This is a genomic window from Nocardia sp. NPDC003482 (assembly GCF_053588115.1).
In genome coordinates, this window is record NZ_JBSFPI010000019.1 from 106,632 (window position 1) to 125,609 (window position 18,978).

At 72.1% G+C, this 18,978-nt stretch carries 15 protein-coding genes; 4 read left to right on the forward strand and 11 right to left on the reverse strand.

Features of this window, described 5'->3' with window-relative positions; translation table 11 throughout:
• Positions 1-12 precede the first annotated feature (12 nt).
• Positions 13-882, forward strand: coding sequence for a PfkB family carbohydrate kinase (locus ACWDSJ_RS27370; protein WP_450035218.1), 870 nt, complete (start codon positions 13-15; stop codon positions 880-882).
• On the opposite strand, the gene ACWDSJ_RS27375 is transcribed toward ACWDSJ_RS27370, so the two are convergent.
• The 4 genes from ACWDSJ_RS27375 to ACWDSJ_RS27390 are packed head-to-tail and all read right to left on the reverse strand — an operon-like array spanning position 867 to position 6,820.
• Complete coding sequence (locus ACWDSJ_RS27375) at positions 867-1,526, reverse strand: nucleoside/nucleotide kinase family protein (RefSeq protein ID WP_450035220.1); 660 nt, start codon at positions 1,524-1,526, stop codon at positions 867-869. The genes ACWDSJ_RS27370 and ACWDSJ_RS27375 overlap by 16 nt on opposite strands.
• Positions 1,523-2,224, reverse strand: coding sequence for a cyclase family protein (locus ACWDSJ_RS27380; RefSeq protein WP_450035221.1), 702 nt, complete (start codon positions 2,222-2,224; stop codon positions 1,523-1,525). Before ACWDSJ_RS27380 ends, ACWDSJ_RS27375 begins: the two co-directional genes overlap by 4 nt.
• Positions 2,221-4,380, reverse strand: a complete 2,160-nt coding sequence (locus tag ACWDSJ_RS27385; protein ID WP_450035222.1) for a protein kinase domain-containing protein — start codon at positions 4,378-4,380, stop codon at positions 2,221-2,223. Before ACWDSJ_RS27385 ends, ACWDSJ_RS27380 begins: the two co-directional genes overlap by 4 nt.
• Positions 4,381-4,384: 4 nt before the next feature.
• Positions 4,385-6,820 carry a serine/threonine-protein kinase gene (locus ACWDSJ_RS27390; protein WP_450035223.1) on the reverse strand — a complete coding sequence of 812 codons (2,436 nt, stop codon included), beginning with the start codon at positions 6,818-6,820 and terminating at the stop codon, positions 4,385-4,387.
• A gap of 283 nt (positions 6,821-7,103) precedes the next feature.
• Here ACWDSJ_RS27390 and ACWDSJ_RS27395 point away from each other — a divergent pair, with 283 nt between their 5' ends.
• Positions 7,104-8,453 carry an amidase gene (locus ACWDSJ_RS27395; RefSeq protein WP_450035225.1) on the forward strand — a complete coding sequence of 450 codons (1,350 nt, stop codon included), beginning with the start codon at positions 7,104-7,106 and terminating at the stop codon, positions 8,451-8,453.
• A gap of 56 nt (positions 8,454-8,509) precedes the next feature.
• On the opposite strand, the gene ACWDSJ_RS27400 is transcribed toward ACWDSJ_RS27395, so the two are convergent.
• The 5 genes from ACWDSJ_RS27400 to dacB all read right to left on the reverse strand — a co-directional run bounded on the left by ACWDSJ_RS27400 (position 8,510) and on the right by dacB (position 13,763).
• On the reverse strand, positions 8,510-9,385 hold the full coding sequence (locus ACWDSJ_RS27400) for a LysR family transcriptional regulator (protein ID WP_387368138.1): 876 nt from the start codon (positions 9,383-9,385) through the stop codon (positions 8,510-8,512).
• A gap of 362 nt (positions 9,386-9,747) precedes the next feature.
• Complete coding sequence (gene hpt, locus ACWDSJ_RS27405; RefSeq protein ID WP_387368135.1) at positions 9,748-10,305, reverse strand: hypoxanthine phosphoribosyltransferase; 558 nt, start codon at positions 10,303-10,305, stop codon at positions 9,748-9,750.
• Between the two features lie 16 nt (positions 10,306-10,321).
• Positions 10,322-11,290, reverse strand: a complete 969-nt coding sequence (gene tilS / locus ACWDSJ_RS27410) for a tRNA lysidine(34) synthetase TilS (RefSeq protein WP_450035227.1) — start codon at positions 11,288-11,290, stop codon at positions 10,322-10,324.
• A complete protein-coding gene (locus ACWDSJ_RS27415) occupies positions 11,291-12,364 on the reverse strand; it encodes a zinc-dependent metalloprotease (RefSeq protein WP_387368129.1) in 1,074 nt (357 codons plus the stop codon). It lies immediately after the preceding gene.
• Between the two features lie 13 nt (positions 12,365-12,377).
• Positions 12,378-13,763 (reverse strand): D-alanyl-D-alanine carboxypeptidase/D-alanyl-D-alanine endopeptidase, encoded by a 1,386-nt coding sequence (dacB, locus tag ACWDSJ_RS27420; protein WP_450035229.1) that lies wholly within the window; start codon positions 13,761-13,763, stop codon positions 12,378-12,380.
• Between the two features lie 141 nt (positions 13,764-13,904).
• Between dacB and ppa the strand changes: the two genes are divergently transcribed.
• The gene (gene ppa / locus ACWDSJ_RS27425; protein ID WP_450035231.1) at positions 13,905-14,396 is read left to right on the forward strand and encodes an inorganic diphosphatase; all 492 of its coding nucleotides are present in this window, start codon (positions 13,905-13,907) and stop codon (positions 14,394-14,396) included.
• Between the two features lie 237 nt (positions 14,397-14,633).
• Here ppa and ACWDSJ_RS27430 read toward each other — a convergent pair whose 3' ends face one another.
• Positions 14,634-17,633 (reverse strand): AfsR/SARP family transcriptional regulator, encoded by a 3,000-nt coding sequence (locus ACWDSJ_RS27430; RefSeq protein WP_450035232.1) that lies wholly within the window; start codon positions 17,631-17,633, stop codon positions 14,634-14,636.
• Between the two features lie 20 nt (positions 17,634-17,653).
• The gene (locus ACWDSJ_RS27435; protein WP_450035234.1) at positions 17,654-18,475 is read right to left on the reverse strand and encodes a crotonase/enoyl-CoA hydratase family protein; all 822 of its coding nucleotides are present in this window, start codon (positions 18,473-18,475) and stop codon (positions 17,654-17,656) included.
• 122 nt (positions 18,476-18,597) lie between these two features.
• Between ACWDSJ_RS27435 and ACWDSJ_RS27440 the strand changes: the two genes are divergently transcribed.
• The gene (locus tag ACWDSJ_RS27440; RefSeq protein ID WP_450035236.1) at positions 18,598-18,939 is read left to right on the forward strand and encodes a 2-oxo-4-hydroxy-4-carboxy-5-ureidoimidazoline decarboxylase; all 342 of its coding nucleotides are present in this window, start codon (positions 18,598-18,600) and stop codon (positions 18,937-18,939) included.
• Positions 18,940-18,978 lie beyond the last annotated feature (39 nt).

An 18,978-nucleotide genomic window follows, 5' to 3' on the forward strand; every position in this document is an offset into this window, starting at 1 on the left:
TAGGGTCGCCGCATGGCGACGGCGGTATTCGCGGGGCTGGCCACGCTGGACATCGCGTACGCGGTGGACCGGTATCCGGCCGAGGACAGCAAGACCCGGGCGCGCGATCAGTTCCTGGGCGCGGGCGGCCCGGCGGCCAATGCCGCCGTGGCCTACGCGTTCCTGTCCGGCCGCGCACCGACCCTGGTGACCGCGCTCGGGAAACATCCACTGGCGCAACTCATCCGGCACGATCTGGACGAATTCGGCGTGACGCCAAGCGATCTCACTCCGGACGGGACGCACCGCCCGCCCGTCTCGTCGATCGTGGTGGCGACGGAGGCGGCCACCCGCACGATCGTGTCCCGGGATGGTTCGGGAATCTCCCCGACCCTCGACGCGGATCCGTCGCCGTCGCTCGCGGACGCCGAGATCCTGTTGCTCGACGGCCACTATCCGGCGGTGGCGCTCGAATTCGCCCGCGCGGCACGGCGATCCGGTGTTCCGGTGGTGCTCGACGCCGGGCGGTGGCGGGACGAGCACGCCGACCTGTTGCCGCTGACCGACATCGCCATCTGCTCGGCGTCCTTCGCCCCGCCCGGGGTGCCGCCGGAGGGGCTGTTCGATCATCTGCTGGAACTCGGCGTCGGACAGGTGGCGGTCACCCGGGGCGGCGAGTCGATCCGTTACGCCACCCCCGACGATCGCGGGGAGATCGCGATCGCAAAGAGCCCCATGGTCGACACCCTCGGCGCGGGCGACATCCTGCACGGCGCGTTCTGCCATTTCCACACGGCCGGAAGCGATTTCCCGGATTCGTTGCGCCGGGCCGCCGAGGTCGCCTCGGCGTCGTGTCGCTATCTCGGTACCCGGGAGTGGATGCGGCACTACCGCATCGAGTAGTTCTCCCCGTCGAACCGCAGGACGAGATCGGCGCGCTCCCTCGTGCCCGCGACCAGTTCGGCATTGCGCAGATCGCTGTCCGCCACCTTCGCCGTGGCCGATTCCGCACTGCGTCCGCCGCGAATATGCCTGCGCACCAGGCGGTCTCGTAGCTGTTCGACGGGGGCGTCGAGATACCACGCCTCGTCGAGCAGCGCGCGCACGCCCGCCCATCCGGCGGGCCGGTGGTCGTCGAGCAGCAGATAGTTGCCCTCGGTGAGCACGATCGGCTGCCGCTCGAACACCACCCCGTCGGGCACCGGCTCGTGCCGGTCCCGATCGTAGATCGGCCACGAAACCGCTTGTCCGAGTGGCGTTTCCCGCAACAGCCGGAGCCGCTCCAGATATCCGGTGACATCGAAGGTGTCCGGCTCGCCCTTGCGCGCGAGCGCGCCCGCGGCCCGCAGTTCGGCGTTGGGGAGATGGAATCCGTCCATCGGCGCGACCTCCGCGAGCCCGTCGAGTTCCGCCCGCAGCGCGGCCGCGAAGGTGGACTTGCCCGCCCCCGGCGGTCCCGCGATCCCGAGGACGAACCGCCGCGACCGCCCGGCCGCGTGCGACCGCACCCGCGCGGCCAGCTCCGCCAGCGTCACCGCGCCGCTCACGGCACCAACGCCACGACGCCCGCCGGACCACCCGAGCCGCCCCGGTAGATCGGTCCCCCGGCCAGCACCCACGCCCCGGTCACCGGCAGCGCGGCCAGATTTCCCAGGCACTCCAGGCTGATTCGATGCTCCCGATACACCATTCGCGACACCCGATACTCGTGATCGATCCCCCGGTCCGGTCCGAACGTATCGATCCCGAGCGCGCCCCGCCGCCCGAGCCGCCCGGTCGCCAGCAGCCACGCCACCGTCTCGGGCGCGAATCCCGGCTGATGGCCGAAGGATTCGCCGACCCCGACGAAATCGGGGCCGCCCCACTTGGCGTCCCACCCCGTCCACGCCACCACGGCCGCCTCGTCCGGAATGCGCCCGTACTCGGCCTCCCACGCCGTCAGATCCGCCACGGTGATCGCGTAGTCCCGATCCCCGCACCGCTCCCGCACATCGATCTTCACGGCGGGCCGGAACAGATCCTCCGCGTCGAGTTGGTCCGCCGCGAGCCCCGCCGGATCGAAATGCGCCGGTGCGCCCCAATGCGTTCCGGTGTGCTCGCCCTGCCGCACGTACCGCAGGAAATACCCGTCGGCCGCGATCTCGGCCACGGTCTCGAACTCGAACGCCGGATCGCCCGGATACAGCGGCGTCGTCGCCGGATCGTGCACATGCGACAGGTTCACGATCCGGCCGAAGGGCGTCATCGCGTCCCCCGCGGCAGGGCCCGGATGAGCGCGCGCAGATCCGCCTCCAGCAACCGGAACAGCCAATAGGTCAGCACGAACGCGACGATCCCCGCCACGCTCAACACCCGCACCGGGCCGATCACCAACGGCAGCTGCCCGTCCGGCACGAAGGTCGCGCTGGCCACCGCCAGCAACGGCACCGACGCCGCCGCGGCCAGATACAGATTGCTCCGCCGGGCCAGCCGCGCCAGCTGCCGCCCGTCCTCGGGACCGACCGGCCCGGCCACCAGCAACTGCGGATAGATCGACCGGATCATGTAGACGGTCACCAGGAAGAACGGGTACGCCAACGCGATCGCGGCACAGACGACCTGGGCCGTGTAGAACTGCACGAAATTGTGCGACGGCAGCACGACCCCGGTCCGCATCAGCGCCAGCGGCCACGCCACCCCCGCCAGCAGCCACATCGCGAACGGCACCAGCACCAGCCGATCCCCCACCGACAGCGTCTCGGTCCGCGCGCGCGGCACCTCGGCCGGCGGGTAGCCGCGCCCGTAGGCGAGCCGGTAGCCCGCCACCAGCGCCCGTCGGCACAGCAGCAGCATCACGATCCCGGCCAGCGGGAAGCTGACGAGATTGTTCACCAGCGCGACGGTCCGGAACCGCTGTTGATCCGACGCCGCGAGCGCGTCCACGATCAACACCTGATTGAGCCGGATGTTGTAGACGCTGGCGGCGAGGTTCGGAATGCCCACGCAGAGCGCGGCGATCGGGAACAGCCAGCGGCGGGCCCGGAAGCGCAGGCTGCGCGGCGGCGGATCGACCAGATCGCGGGCCCGCGGATCCAGGCACAACTCCAGTTGCCCCGCCAGTTCCGCACCGGATCGCCAGCGCCGCTCGGGCTCGGGATGCAGGCAGGTGAGCAGCACGCGGCGCAGGGTCGCGGGCGTATCCGCGGGCAGCTCGTCGAGTGCGCTCCCGTCGACACCGGCCGCGCGGGCGCGCAGCATGGTGGTCAACGGATCCGGGTCGTCCGCGGGCGGATCCGCGAACGGCCTTCTGCCGGTGAGCATTTCCCACAGCAGCACGCCCAACGCGAAGACGTCGGCGCGGGCGTCCGGCGGCGGGGCGGTGGGATCGAGGATCGCCGCCAGGTACTCCGGCGCCTGATACGGCACGGCCTCCGGATCCGCCGAAGCCGGTATCTCGCAGGCGAAGTCGGCCAGCTTCGGCACGCCCTCGGCGGTGAACAACACGTTCGCCGGTTTGATCGCGCTGTGCGAAACCCCTTGCTGGTCCGCGTAATCCAGCGCCGAGGCGAGCCGCCGCCCCACCCACGCCACGGTCTCCGGCCACGACAACGCGGCGATCTCCCCGCGCACGGCCGAATCCGTCGGGCGGATCTCCCCGCGCGCCTCCATCGCCGCGTCCACCGCCCGCAGCAGCCGCGCACCGCCGTCCGGCGTGGCCGCCCCCATCGAGCGCAGCAGATCCGCGCCGGTGCCGCCCGGCAGATACTGCATGTACTGCAACCGCAGCGCCGCGTCGTCGGCGTCGGCGATCACGCGCTGATCGAAGACCCGCACGATGTACTGGTGGTCCAGCTGCGCGACCCGGCGCGGATCGTGCGCGTCCCCCGCCTCCACCCGCACCGCGACCAGCCGCTGCATCGAAAGTTGCCGCGCCAGAAAGACCTTCGCGTGCTCCCGGCCGCCCAGTTGGGTGAGCAGATCGAAGTCGTCGACCCGGATGCCGACCTCGATCCGCGCGGGCAGCGCGGCGTCGGGCCGCGAAAGATACTGTGGCGCTTCGGAATCGCCGAATCGGTCGCGCAGTTCGGCCGCCTGGTCGGGGTATTCGGCGCAGAACTCCGCCAGCTCCACCGCCTCGAATCGGCGGCGCAACGTGAACTCCTCGCACACCAGCTCGGTGTACTGCGCGGTCCCCACCAGATCCGGGAACTGCTCGCCGTACTCGGTCATGCGCCGCCCGGCCCCGCGCCGCCACCGCTGCCGCTGATCGATGCGGATCAGATCGGCCAGCACCGCCAGCCGGACCGCGCTGCCGTCGGGGATGTAGCGCGCGAGCACCGGTGGCTCGAACCGCGTTTCGCGCAGGGTCGCCTCCCAGTCGGAGGCGAAACGCGCGACCGTCGCCGCCGGGGCGGTGTTCACGCGGTCATCCTTCCGCTCGCGGCCGCGCGTCGGCGGCCCGGCCCGCCGACCCCGGATCGACCACCCGCTCGAGCGCGCGCAGATCCGCCTCCAGCGCCCGGAACAGCACATACGCCACCAGGAACGCGGCGATCGCCCCGACGCACAGTACCCGCACGGCCACGATCACCCGCGGGATGTCGGCGGCGGGCAGCAGCGTCACCCCCGCGACCCCGAGCAGCGGCACCGAGGCGGCCACCGCCAGATACGTGGTGCACCGCCGGTCCAGCCGCCGCAGATGTTCGGCGTCGGCGGCCCCGATCTCGCCCTGCCGCAGGAAGATCGGATAGATGCTGCGCATCATGTAGAAGGTCACCAGGAAGAACGGATACGCCACCGCCATCGCCCCGCACACCAGCAGCGACCACAGGAAATGCACCAGGATCCGCGTCGTCACCTCCCCGTTCACCACCTGCAGGATGATCGGGAACAACACCGCCGCCACGCCCCACAGCGAGAACGCCACCAGCACAGCGCGATCCCCGAGCAGCAGCGCGTCCGAGCGTGCCCGCGCCAGCGTCCGCGAATCGTAGGTCCGCCCCTTGCGCAGCCCGCGGTGCACGACGAGCAGCGTGCGCGACAGATACACCAGCAGCGCCACCCCGGCCGGGAAGAACACCCCGTTGATGAGGGCGGTCACGATCAGGAACGTGTGCTGCGCCGGTTCGCTGAGCCGGTCGATGATCAGCGACCGGTTGTGCTGGATGTTGAACAGCGAGGCGACGATGTTCGGGAAGCCGATGGCCAGCACCACCACCGGAATCAGCCACCGCCGCAACCGAAGTCGCCAACTGCGCGGCGGCGGATCGACCAGATCGCGGGCCCGCTCGTCCAGGCACAGCTCCAGCTGCTGGGCCAGTTCCGCGCCGTCGGTCCAGCGCTTGGCGCGGTCGGGTTCGAGGCAGGTCAGCAGCACCCGCCGCAGCGCGGCCGGGCAGTCGTCGGGCACCCGGGCCAGCGCGGCCTCGTCCACCCCGGCCCGGCGCTGGGCCAGCATCTGCCGCAGCGTCGTGGTGTCGCCGTGTTCGGAAGCGGTGAGATCGTCGAAAGGCTTTGCGCCCGTGAGCAATTCCCACAGCACCACGCCGAGGGAGTAGATGTCGGAGCGGGTGTCGAGATCCCCCGGGGTGCGCCGGTAGCCGGGGTGGCAGGCCTCGAGCTGTTCGGGGGACATGTACGACAGCGACCCGCCGAAGTACGCGACGGGGCTGGTGCCCTCCAGATTGCGGCTGAAGCTGATGTTGAAGTCGGCCAGTTTCGGCACGGCCTCGGCGGTCAGCAGCACGTTGGCGGGTTTGACGTCGCGATGCAGCACGCCCTGGCCGTCGGCGTAGCACAGCGCCTCGGCCAGGCGGCGGCCCAGCCAGGCCACGGTCTCCGGCCAGCTCAGCGCGGCGAGTTCGGCGCGCACGCTGGAATCGGTCGGGCGGATCTCGCCCTTCTCCTCCATCGCCGCGTCGACCGCGTCGAGCAGCAGCTGCCCGCTGCGCTGCTCGGGCGGGGTGGCCCGCACCCAGCGCAGCACGCCGAGCAGGGTGCCGCCGGGCAGGAACTGCATGTACAGCAGCCGCAGGCGGCGCGAGCCGAGATCCACCCCGGAGTCGAGGATGGGATCGTCGAGCAGCCGCTGATCGAATACGCGCACGATGTAGTCGTGGTCGAGCTGGGCCAGCGTCTGCGGTTCGGTGCCGCGGTCGGCGGAGATCTTCACCGCCACCAGCCGTTGCAGCGCCCGCTGCCGGGCCAGGAACACCCGCGCGAACGCCCCGCTGCCGAGCCCGGTGAGCAGGTCGAAATCATCGATGCGCTGCCCGACCCGGATGCTGTCCAGGCCGTCGGACTCGGCCTGGGTCAGATCGGTCGTGGTGCGGGTGGCGTCGCCGAGGAAGGTCGCGGTCCCGGACGCGGCCGTCGCCGTGCCGGGCGCGGCGGCGGTCGCCGTGGCCGTGGCCTCGGGCAGGGCGCGGCGGGTGCTCTGATCCTCGTCGTCGGCGTTGAGCATCTCCCGCAACTGGGCCGCCTGCTCGGGGAACTCCCGCAGGCAGTCGCGCGGATCCACCCGCTCGCCGCTGTGCCGCCGGATGACGAACTCCTCGTAGACCAGCCCCGCCGGCACGCGGTCGACCGCGAGTTCGGGGAACTCGGCGCAGTACTCGCGCAGCCGCTTGCGCGCCGGCCCGGCGGTCGCGGCCGAGCGCCGCAGCCAGCGATGCCGCAGATCGATCCGGATCAGCTCGATCAACGCGTCGAGCCGCAGCGTCTGCGCGTCCGGCAGGAAGTCCGCGATCTCCGGGGGCCGCCCGTCGGACTCCCACGCGGCGGCGAAGGCGGCCACGGCGCCGAATTCCATACCGGCCGTGCGTCGCCCGTAGCCACTGGCGGAGTCGGAACTGTAGCTCATATCGCACCTAACGATTCCGGGCCGCGCCCGGCTCACCGGAGGCCCCGAACAAAGGATCCCGACGACCGATATCGGCACTGGTCGGCCGGAGGCCCGGCGAATAGAATCCGCCACACCCCGAGACCATCATTCCCGAGCACTGCCGGAAATGATAATTTGCGCGTCGATACCGAAACACCCGATTCGACCACGACGCGACGGGGGCACGAGTATGCAGCACGAGGGCACCGCGTTAGCGGCCGCGACATCGACCGCCGCCACCGGAGCCGCTCAGGAGGTACCGGTGGACACGCCGGAGCCCAGGACCGCCACGGCCATCGCCGCCGCCGTGCGCGACGGCACGCTCGACCCCGAGGACATCGTCGAAGCCACGCTGGAACGCATCCGCCTCGGCGATCCGCGCGTCAACGCCTTCAGCCGGGTGCGCGCCGACGCCGCCCGCGCCGAGAGCCGGGCCCTGGCCGAACGCCCCGATCTCGACGCGCTGCCGCTGGCGGGCGTGCCGATCGTGGTCAAGAGCAATATCGACGTGGCGGGCGAGGTGACCCGCGCGGGATCCGCGGCGGGGAGCGAGCAGCCCGCCGAATCGGACCATCCGGTGGTGAGCCGGTTGCGCGCGGCGGGCGCGATCGTGGTCGGGGTGACCGAGATGTGCGAGTTCGGCCTGTGGGGCGTGACCGACACCCCCGAGCGAATCACGCGCTCCCCCTGGGACATTCGGTACAGCGCGGGCGGATCGTCCGGCGGTTCGGGGGCGGCCGTCGGCGCGGGTCTGGTGCCCGTCGCGCACGGCAACGACGGCCTGGGCTCGGTGCGCATCCCGGCGGCCTGCTGCGGGGTGTTCGGGGTGAAGCCGGGGCGCGGGCTGGTGCCCGCGGAGGTCGGCGTCGATTCGTGGGGCGGGATGACCGAGAACGGCGTACTCGCCACGACCGTCGCCGACGCGGCGCTGGTGCTCTCGGTGCTCGCCGACCGCCCGGCGCTCGCCGAACTCGAACCGCCCGCCCAGCTGCGCGTCGCGCTGGCCGTGGCCGCGCCCTCACCCCTGCTGATGGTCGACAAGCAGTGGGCCGAGGCCGCCCGCACGGCCGCCGAACTGGCCGCGGCGGCCGGGCACGTGGTCGCCTCGGCGACGCTGCCCTACTCCGGCGGGGTCGGCGCGGTCGCGCTGCGCTGGCCCGCGAACGCCGCGCGCGAGGCCGCCGCACTACCCCATCCGGAACGACTACAGCGGCGCACCCGCACCCATGTGGCCCTCGGCCGCGCGGTGTTGCGCGCCGGACTGGTCCGGCCCGGACAGGTCGACCGCATCGAGGCCCGGCTGCTGGACTTCTTCGAGAACCACGACGTCGTGATCACCCCGACCCTGGCCGGTCCGCCGCCGCCCGCCAAGGCGTGGCACACCCGCCGCTGGCTGCCGAATGTGTTGGCCAACATGCGTTTCGCGCCGTTCACCCCGCTGTGGAACCTGGTCGGCTGGCCCGCGGTGAGCGTCCCGATGGGCCTGCACGGGCGCACCGGGACACCGGTGGCCGCGCAGTTGGCCGGGCCGCCGGGCAGCGAGTCCACGCTGCTGCGACTGGCGGCCCAACTGGAATCGGCCCGGCCCTGGCGGCGCGTCGCCCCGGAGTGATTCGCGGCGCGGCCGCCACCTCGAGCGGCCCGCGGCCGGAGGCGCCGGGTGGCGAATCAGTCCTGCGGCGTACCGAATCCGCCCGCCATGACCCGATTGGCGAAATCGAGGATGGTCGGCCGATCGTCGTCCGCGCGCCACGCCACCGCCAATTCGCAAGCGGCCAAACCGCTCACGGGCCGGGCGGTGAGGCCGGGCCAGCGGTACATCGGCACATTGCTCTCCGCGAGCAGGCACACCCCGAGGCCCAGGCTCACGGCCTCGAGCCGCTCCTCGGCCGTCGCGGCCTCGCCGCCGATCTTGGGCTGCCGTCCGTTGCGGCCGTCGTTGCCGAGCCAGAAGTCGCGCGCCGCACCGGCTTCCGAGGGCATGGCGACGAAGGGCTCGTCGATGAGGTCCGCGAACTCGATGGTCTCCCGGTCGGCGAGCGCGTGATTCTCCGGCAGCAGCACCCAGCGCGGCTCGGTGCGCAGCACCTGCCAGCGGTAGCGCCCGACGTCGGGCACGGGTAACCACATCAACGCGAGATCGGCCTGCCGCCCGGCCAATCCGCTGGACGGATCCGTCCACGAGGCCGAGTGCAGGGCCAGCCGGTGCCCGCTGGCGCTCTCCAGATCCGCGATCAGGCCGCGCCCGATCGAACTCTGGATGCCGACGCGCAGCACCTCCCCGGCCTCCTGCAGGGCCACATTCGTGACCTCCCACAGTTCGAGAATCTTGCGGGCGCCCTCGAGCAGTTCCTTACCGGCCACGGTGAGCGCGACACTGCGCTGATTGCGGTCGAACAGCACCACATCGAGCTGCCGCTCGAGCTGCCGGATCTGGCGGGACAGCGTGGGCTGGGCGATGTGCAGCCGCTGAGCGGCGTTGGTGAAATGAAGTTCCTCAGCGACGGCGACGAAATACCGCAGGTCGCGCAAGTGCGGATCCATAGCCCCTTGCTATCAGAATTGGTTTTGGAAATCCAGCTGTATCAGACCTCGAAGTTGGGATAGAGGCCCAGAAACAGCCATCAGGTTTGTTACTCACAGCATAGAGCCTCTGCATAACCCCCGCACATCGGGCTCCGCGAATCTCCGGACAACTCCGCCCGGACCGCACGAAAACGGCACACCGACGGAGCTGAGCAGCGGCGATGCCCGCGATGCACGCCCGCGACGGACGCCACCGCCGCGCGAACGCGAAATGGCCGCGCGCCCAGCAACATTCACCCGAAGGGGACATGCAGGACCGTCGGCGAAGAAGTGAAATTCCTCACACCATCGGCGTGCCGCGAAGAGACACGCCGAACGAGTTACGGCGTGCTGTAGACCTTCGGATTCAACGTCCCGATGTAGGGCAGATCGCGGTAGCGCTCGGCGTAGTCCAGCCCGTACCCGACGACGAATTCGTTGGGGATGTCGAAGCCCACGTGCGCGACGTCCACGTGCGTGCGCAGCGCGTCGGGCTTGCGCAGCAGCGTCACCACCTCGAGCGAGGCGGGATTGCGGCTGGACAGGTTGCGCTTGAGCCACGACAGCGTCAGACCCGAGTCGATGATGTCCTCGACGATCAGCACATTGCGCCCGGCGATGTCCTTGTCGAGGTCCTTGAGGATGCGCACCACACCCGACGAGGAGGTCGACGAGCCGTACGAGGAGACGGCCATGAACTCCATCTGGGTCGGAATGCCCAGGGCCTGAGCCAGATCCGTCATGAAGAAGATCGCGCCCTTGAGCACGCCCACCAGCAGCAGATCACCCTCGGGGGCGTCGGCCGGGTACCGCTTGGCGATCAGTGTGGCGAGTTCGTCGACCTTCGCCTGGATCTGCTCCTCGGTGATCAGCACCGACGCGATGTCGTCCCCGTACACGTCCGCTGGTTTCCCTTCACTGGTTTCGTGTTACCAGCGTCAGCCTGCCATGTTCGCGCTCGGCAACCAACCTCGTCCCGGGCAGACCGCCGCCCACGGCCACGCCGCCCTGACCCCGCCAGTCGACGACGAGCGCGTCGACCGCGCGTAAGTGCTTGTCCGTCAAGCCTTTTGCGCCGCCCGCGGTGAGCCATGCCCGCAGCGCCCGGCGGCGCAGCGCGGCCGGGGCAGTGGCGAGCGTCTCGGCCGACAGCGCCGGACCCTCGGTCGCCGCGACCAGCAACTCCTCGGCAAGTCCGTCGAGGACGGCGTTGTCGGTGCGCAGCTGTTCGGCGGTGCGGGCCAGCGCCGCCGCCACGCCGCCGCCGAGCACCTCCTCCAGCAGCGGCAGCACCTCGGCGCGCAGCCGCACCCGGGTGAACTCGGGCGCGCTGTTGTGCGGATCCTCGTGTGGCCGCAGCCCCAGCTCGGCGCACAACCGCCGGGTCTCGGCCCGCCGCACGCCCAACAGCGGCCGCCCCCAGGGCGCGGCGACGGGGGCCATGCCCTGGATCGAGCGCGCGCCGGAGCCGCGGCCCAGGCCCAGCAGCACGGTCTCGGCCTGATCGTCGAGGGTGTGGCCGAGCAGCACGGGCAGGCCGTCGCGCGCGGAGTCCAGCGCCGCGTAGCGGGCCCGGCGGGCGGCGGCCTCGAGCCCGCCCGCGCCCGCGACCCGCACCGGCAACACCCGCGCGGACCGGCAGCCCAGCGCGAGCGCGGCCTCCGCGGCCGCGGCGGCGACCCGATCGGAGCCCGCTTGCAGGCCGTGATCGACGATCAACGCGTCGACCACCTCGGCCTCGGTCACGGCGGCGGCGGTCAGCGCCAGCGAGTCCGCGCCGCCGGACAGCGCGACCGCGACCACCCCGGTCGGCGCGTACCGCGCGAGCCAATCCCGAACGGCGCGACGGACTTCCAGCGCCGCGGGCGTCTCGGGCAGCGGCATCTAGCCCAGCACCCGGGCGATCCAGCGTCGCGGTTCGCCGATCTCGTCGGTGCGCGGCAGCGTGTCCGGCTCCGACCAGACGGTGTTGAACCGCGTCGTGCCGACCGTGCCGACCACCTCGTCGACGAACGCCTTGCCGCGCACGTACTGCGCGACCTTGGCGTCGACGCCCAGCAGCGCGCGCAGCAGCCGCTGCACCGGATTCACCGGGCGGTGGCGGCGGCGGTCGAAGGCCGCGCGGATCTCGGTGACCGACGGCACGACCGCGGGGCCCACGGCGTCCATCACGTGATCGGCGTGCCCCTCGAGCAGGGTGCCGAGCATGAGCAGCCGGTCCAGCGCCGCGCGCTGCGGTTCGGGCTGGGTGGCGCGCAGCAGTCCGAGCACCCCGTTGCTCGCCGGATCGTCGGTCTCGGCGCGGCCGCGGCGGCGCTCGCGCACCTCGTCCAGCAGCCGTTGCAGCATCTCGGCCAGCGGCTCCTCGCCGACCTCGCCGAGGGTGGTCACGTTCTCGCGCATGTAGTCCGACAGCCAGGGCGCCGAGGAGAACTGCACGCGATGGGTCACCTCGTGCAGGCACACCCAGAGCCGGAAGTCGCCGGGCGAGACGCCCAGCGCGCGCTCGACCGCCACGATGTTGGGGGCGACCAGCAGCAGCGTGCCGTCGCGGCCGCTGAACGGGTCGTACTGGCCCAGGATGGCGGTGGCCAGGAAGGCCAGCATGGCCCCGGCCTGCACCCCGGCGGGCTTACCCGCGAACCGGCCGCGGTCGCCCTCGGGCGCGCCGGTCAGCTGGGCCATGGAGTCGGCCGCGGCCCGAATCCAGCCGGGGCGGTCCACGATTCGCGCGTCCGGGATCACGCCGTCGTCGACGAGCCCGCTGACCTCCCGCACCGGGCCCTCGGCGCGCGTCGAGGCCGCGGCCAGTTCCGCCACCACCTGCTCGGCCGAATAGCGCGAGGTGCGCGGGCCCGCGGGCACCAGGGCGGTCGCGGTGCGCGCCGCGGTGTTCCAGTCCACCGCCCCCGACAGGGCGGACCGCTTCAGGGTCTTCTCGTCACCGGGTCCGCTCATGGTCAACCACCCGTCATCGACAGCCACAATTGCGTAGCGTGGCAGCGACGGCGTCCAGGGCCGGCCGACTCGCCTCCGGCGGGCGATCGTTCGACATCAGCGCGAAGGTCAGCACTCGGCCGTCGTTGTCCAGCACATACCCTGCCAACGCGCTGGATACCGACAGAGTTCCGGTTTTCGCCCGGACCCAGCCCGCCCCGGCGTGATCGCGCGGGGTGACGAACCGATCGGCCAGCGAGCCCGAGGCCGCCGCGACCGGCAGATAGTCCAGCAGCGGGGCGAGCGGCGAACCCGTGCCGTTCGGCGGGGCGGCGGCCGCGGCCAGCACGCGATCGAGCAGCCGGGCCGGGACGCGGTCGTCGGTGGACAAACCGCTGTTGTCCAACAGGTTCAGCCCCGCGGTGTCGAAACCCGCCGCGGCGAGCGCGGTTTTCGTGGCGGTCGCCGCGCCCGCGAAGGACTGCTCGCCACCGGTGGCCGCCGCGATCTCCCGGCCGATGGTCTCGGCCAGTACGTCGTCGGAGTGGATCATCATGTCGCGCAAGCGATTCCGTAGCGGCGCGGACTCCACCCGGGCCACCTCCGCCGCACCGGTCGGGGCCCGGCCCGCGCGCACCTTCGCCGGATCCAGGCCCAGCGCGCTCGCCAGCCGCCGCCCCGCGTCCAGCGCCGGGGTCGCGCTGCGCGGTGAGTACTCGACCAGCGGATCGAGCCGCCCGCCGTCGATCATGACCGATTCGATCGGCGCCCACGAACCGCCCGCGATATCGGCCGGATCCCAGCCCGCGGGCGCGGTCGGCCCGGAATAGACGGAGGTGTCGACCAGGATCGTGTCCACCCCGTGCGCCGCCGCGCGCACCTGCGCGGCGAGGTCGGCCAGCCGGGGGCCGTCGGGGTAATAGCCCTTGCCGTCGGCCTGCGCGGTCAGCGTCGGATCGCCGCCGCCGACCAGCACCAGTTCGTTCGGATTCGCCCCTGCCACAACGCGAGTCGCGACCCGGCGATCGGCGGGCAGCACCAACAGCGCGGCGGCCGCGGTGAGCACCTTGGCCGTGGAGGCGGGGATGACGGGCTTGTCGGGGTCGGCGCTCCACAGCACGGCTCCGGTCTCGGCGTCGGTCACCGACGCGGAGAACGCGCCCAGATCCGGATTGGCCGCCACCGGGCCCAGGGCCGCCGCCAACCCGGACGGACTGGGCTGCGGCGCGCTCGGCGGGGCCGGGGCCACCCGGGGCGAGGGATCCCGCGGCGCGGGCGGCGCGGCGATCGTCAGGCCGCCGTGCCGGAACTCCGGGGTCCACGGTTTCACCGCGACCAGGACCACCGCGGCGGCGGCGACCACCACGACCAGTCCGGCGCTCACGCCGATCCACACGTTCCTGCTCTTGCGACTGACCACCTGACCGCTGTCTCCCTGCTCACCGAGTGACGTCCCTGCCGCACCCACGAGTTCGCCGCCCACACTATCCTCACCTCGCCGGCGTTCCCCCGAACGAGATGGCGAGTCGGCAGCCGCAACCGCACCAACGAAGGAGATGACGTGGAGTTCGACGTCACCATCGAAATCCCCAAGGGACAGCGCAACAAGTACGAGGTCGACCACGAGACCGGCCGGGTGCGGCTGGATCGCTACCTCTACACCCCGATGGTCTACCCGGCCGACTACGGCTACATCGAGAACACCCTGGGTTCCGACGGCGACCCGCTGGACTGCCTGGTGCTGCTGCCGGAGTCGGTGTACCCCGGCGTCATCGTCGAGGCGCGTCCGGTGGGCGTGCTGCTGATGAGCGACGAGGCGGGCGGCGACGAGAAGATCGTCGCGGTCCCGGCGGGCGACAAGCGCTGGAACCACATTCAGGACGTCTCCGACATCGGCGAATTCGACCGCAAGGCCATCGAGCACTTCTTCGAGCACTACAAGGACCTCGAGCCCGGCAAGTGGGTCAAGGTGGACGGCTGGGCCGACAAGGCCAAGGCCGAGACGCTGGTCGAGGAGGCCTTCGCCCGCCTGAAGGAGCAGGGCGGCCACTGATCGGAAGTCGAACGCTCGGTGGAGGATCCGGATCGCGGAACTTCCACCGAGCGTTCGCCTCTCGCGACCGGCATGCGTGCCACCACCGCCGACCCCCCGAACGACGATGGCCGCACGCTCGGCCGCGCTTCTCACGCTAGTGCGGCGCGCCCGCCCGGCGCATCCCGACGGGCACCCCGTTCGCGCAGGTCGGCGCGCTCGATGAGGCGGAGATGACGCGAAAATGACGCGCCCGCCTCAGCTTCGGGCCTTCTCGGCCAGCACCTCGTCCAGATGGACCCGCAGGATCTCCACCACCGGCGCCTCCATCGCCTCGTCGAGGCGTTCGTGCACCAGATGCGCGTCCTCGAGTCCGGCGAAGATCTCCGCGGCGGAATGAAAGGCCGCGCGCGCCTGATCCTTTCGGTTCCGGGCCAGCAGCACCAGCCCGTAGAGCACCTGGAGCCGGGCGCGGTCCAGCGGACCCGCCGCCCCGGACACCGCCTCCACCGCCGCGGCCGCCACCGATTCCGCGCCCGCCAGCCGTCCCGCGAGCATGCCCAGCTGGGCCAGCCGGCCCAGGGCACAGCCCAATCGCAGCCGCGATCCGCTGGCGCGCGCGAATTCGACCGCGCGCGTGCACAATTCGAGGCCGCGATCGAGTTCGCCGCGGAAGGCCAGGGCCGCGCCGAGTTCGTGGGTGGCCATGGCGGTCAGCCCGTGGTTGCCGATCCGCCGGGCCAGGGCGAGCCCCTGCTCGGCGTGCGTGACCGCCTCGTCGAAACGGCCCGCGTCCGACAGGGTCTTGGCGGCGTGCACGAGACATCCGGCCTCGATGGCCGCGTCCCCGATGCGCCGCGCCAAGCGGATCGCGCGGTCGGCGTGCGCGAGCGAGGCCGCGGCCTCCACCCCCTCGCGGGTCGAGGCGGACAGCAACTGCGCGGCGAAGGCGGTCAGCCGCAACGCGTCCGCGGAGTCGGCGCCCAGCGACAGCGCGATCCGCTGATGATCGCGCCCGACGCGCATCCGGGCCAGGGCGAAGGTGGACAGCGTGCCCAGCGCGACCCGCACCCGGCACTCCAGCCCGCGATCCCCGGCGCGCAGCGCGGCCCGCAGCAGCTCCTCGAGCGCCCGGCCGTGTTCCTGCGCGTTGGGTCCGCATTCGATCAATTCGGCCATGGCCCAGGCCAGATCGGCGGCCAGGGTCAGCGCCGCGCCGCCGATTCGGGCCGCCTGCCGCAGCAGGGCGATCAGATTGAACCGCTCGGTGTCGATCCAGGCCCGCGCCCGCGCGCCGTCGCGGAACGAATTGCCCTGCGCGACCGTGGGTTTCAGATAGTCCGGCAGCCGGGTGCCCGGATTGCACACCAGCACCACGTGTTTCATGGTCGCCAGATAGAAATCCAGCAGCCGCACCACCGCGCCCGGGCCGTCGGCGGGTTCCACCTCGCGGGCGAACAGCCGCAGCAGATCGTGATAGCGGTAGCGGCCCATGGCCGTCGTGTCGAGCAGGCTCAGGTCCACCAGCGTCTCGCACAGCGATTCCGCCTCGGCCACGGTCGATTCCAGGACGGCGGCCGCGCCCGCCAGCGGCAGATCCTCCACCTCCGGGACGGCCAGCAGCCGGAACGCCTGCGCCTGCGCGGGTTCGAGATGGTCGTAGCCGAGCCGGAACACCGCCGCCACGGTCAGGTCGCCGGTGCGCAGCAACGCCAGGCGCTGGCGTTCGTCGGCGAGTCCCGCGGCGATCGAGGCGATCTCCCAGCGCGGGCGCGAGGCGAGCCGCGAGCCGACGATCCGCACCGCCAGGGGCAGCCGCCCGCACGCCTGCACCACCGCGTCGGCCGCCCCGGCGTCGGCCGCCACCCGCTGCGCGCCGACGATGCGGGTCAGCAGGGTCAGCGCCTCGTCGGCGGCCATCTCGTCGAGCCGCACCGCGAGCACCCCGGGCAGCCCCGGCAGCGCGGCCCGGCCGGTGATCAGCACCGCCGAACCGGGCGTGGCCGGGATCAGCGGCAGCACCTGATCGGCGTCGCGGGCGTTGTCCAGCACGATCAGCACCCGGCGGCCGTCGAGCCGGGTGCGGAACTGCGCGGCCCGCTGCCCCGGCGCGGGCGCGATCTCGCCCTCGGGCATGCCCAGCGCGCGCAGGAAATCGCCGAGGATGTCGCCCGCCGTGACCCCGCCCGGCCGTTCGACGCCGTGCAGGTCCACATGCAGCTGCCCGTCCGGAAACCGGTGCCGCACCAGATGTGCCACGTGCACGGCCAGCGTGCTCTTGCCCACGCCGCCCATACCGGTGATCGCGCACACCGGCACCGCGGCCCCCGCGTGTTCGAGACGTTCCACCAGCCGCTCCACGATGGCGCGGCGACCGGTGAAATCGGCGATGTCCGGGGGCAATTGGGCGGGCGGCGGCAGCGCGCCCACGGCCGCGCGGGCCGAGGCGATCGGGGCGAGCACGGCCGCCCAGCCGAGCCACATCGGCTCGGTCGGCGGCTCCTCGCCGCCGGGCGGCTCGCCGCGCAGGATGCGCTGCTGCAATTCCGCGAGCCGCGGGCCGGGCTCGATTCCCGAGCGCTCCACCAGGATTCGGCGGGTCTGCGCGAAGACCTCCAGCGCCTCGGCCTGCCGTCCCGCCCGGTAGAGGGCGGTCATGAGCAGTTCGCGCGTCTTCTCCCGCAACGGATGTTCGGCGACCAGCGGTTGCAGCGCGGCCACCACCTCACCGGGGCGGCCCAGCCGCAGATCGGCCTCGAGCCGCCGTTCGAGCAGGCTCAGCCGGAGTTCGACGAGCCGGGCGCGGGCCCGCTCGGCGTGCGGACCGGGCAGCCCGGCCAGCGGGGTGCCCGCCCACAGCGCGAGCGCCGCGGCGAGCCGTTCGCGGGCCGCGGCGGCGTCGCCCGCGGTCTCGGCCTCGGCCGAGAACCGTTCGGCCAGTTCGACATCCACCGCGCCGGGCGGCAACCGCAGCGCGTAACCCCCGGCGAAACCGACCAGCACCTGCGGCGGCGCGCCCGCCGGACGGTCGGGTTCCAGCACCCGGCGCAGGTGCAGCACGTGGTTGCGCACCGCGCCGACCGCGCTCGGGGTGGCCCGCTCACCCCACACGTCGGCGATGAGATCCCCCACGGTGGCCGAGCGCCCGCGGCGCAGCAGCAACGCGGCCAGCACGGCCCGGCGCTGCCGCGGACCGAGTTCGAGCGACCGCTCACCGTGCCACGCACGAACCTCACCGAGCACGGCGAACTTCAACATCTGACCGTTCCGAAAGCCCGTCAGCGGCCCTTGAACTCGGGCTGCCGCTTCTCGAACACCGCCTGCAACGCCTCGGTCAGATCCTCCGACGGGAGGAAGGCCGCGTTCCACGCCGACACGTAGCGCAGCGAATCGGCGATCCGCCCCGCGCGCGGCTGCTCGAGCACGTCCTTGATGCCCCGCACCACCAGTGGCGGATTGAGCGCGATCTCCCGGGCCAGCGCGTCGGCCGCCGCGAGCACCGCCTCCTGATCCGGGAAGACGTCGTTGACCAGGCCGATCTTCTCCGCCCGCGCGGCGTCGATGTCCTTGCCGGTGAAGGCGAGTTCGCGCAGGTGACCCTCGCCGATGATGCCGGGCAGCCGCTGCAGCGAACCCACGTCGGCCACGATCGCGACCTTCGCCTCGCGCAGGCTGAACGTGGCCTCGGCGCTGGCGAGCCGGATATCGGCGGCCGCGATCAGATCCAGGCCGCCGCCCACACACCAGCCGGAGACCGCCGCGACGACCGGCTTGCGGCAGTCGGCCACCGCGGTGACCGCCGCCTGCATCCGCCGGATGTCGTCGAGGAACGCCGTGCGCGGCGCGGCCAGCGCCCGATCCCCCAGCAGCGGCGCGAACGACGGGCTCATCGCCGGGAGGTCCAGGCCGTAGGAGAAATGCCTGCCCGATCCGGTCAGCACGATCGCGCGCACCTCGGCGTCGGCGTCGAGTTCGCCGAAGATCAGCGGCAGCTCGCGCCAGAAATCCGGGCCCATGGCATTGCCCTTGCCCGGGCCGGTCAGGGTCACCCGGGCGACGTGGCCGTCGCGTGCGACGGTGAAGGCCTTCCATTCGGTCATCCGCCCAGCGTAGCGACCTCGCCCGACGCTTCGGCAGGGCGTGTAAAACCTGCGTCAAATAACCGGTGTCGCGGTGTTTTCCGGCCGATCGCGGACGGACCATATGAGTCCTATCTCTTCGCGTGACGGCTCCGGAGGCCCTCATGTCGCTCTACCAAGGTCTCGGCCTGGACGCGTTCAACGAACTCCCCCGCGCCCGCGCGGTGCACACGCTCTACTCGTGTTGCTGCGCGGTCACCTGGGCGGAGAAGGTCGCCGACGGACGCCCCTACCCCACCCGGGAGACGCTGTACACCGCCGTCGAGGTGGAACTGCGGGCGCTGTCCCCGGCGGACCGCGATCGGATGTTCGATTCGCTTGCGCGCGAGCCCGTTTCGAACCGGTCGGTGGCGGAACTGGCGCGCATCACGCGAATTCGGCTCGATCGGGTGCTCGGCCCCGTCGAAGGCTATCCCGAATACTGATTTTCGGCGGGCAGGGCCCTCGCCCGGCCTCTAGGCTGG

Bases quoted from the DNA above. Each gene is read 5' to 3' on its own strand.
- ACWDSJ_RS27430 (WP_450035232.1), bottom strand. From the start codon at position 17,633: ATGTTGAAGTTCGCCGTGCTCGGTGAGGTTCGTGCGTGGCACGGTGAG.
- tilS (WP_450035227.1), bottom strand. From the start codon at position 11,290: ATGCCGCTGCCCGAGACGCCCGCGGCGCTGGAAGTCCGTCGCGCCGTT.
- ACWDSJ_RS27400 (WP_387368138.1), bottom strand. From the start codon at position 9,385: ATGGATCCGCACTTGCGCGACCTGCGGTATTTCGTCGCCGTCGCTGAG.
- ACWDSJ_RS27415 (WP_387368129.1), bottom strand. From the start codon at position 12,364: ATGAGCGGACCCGGTGACGAGAAGACCCTGAAGCGGTCCGCCCTGTCG.
- ACWDSJ_RS27435 (WP_450035234.1), bottom strand. From the start codon at position 18,475: ATGACCGAATGGAAGGCCTTCACCGTCGCACGCGACGGCCACGTCGCC.
- ACWDSJ_RS27370 (WP_450035218.1), top strand. From the start codon at position 13: ATGGCGACGGCGGTATTCGCGGGGCTGGCCACGCTGGACATCGCGTAC.
- ACWDSJ_RS27390 (WP_450035223.1), bottom strand. From the start codon at position 6,820: ATGAGCTACAGTTCCGACTCCGCCAGTGGCTACGGGCGACGCACGGCC.
- ACWDSJ_RS27380 (WP_450035221.1), bottom strand. From the start codon at position 2,224: ATGACGCCCTTCGGCCGGATCGTGAACCTGTCGCATGTGCACGATCCG.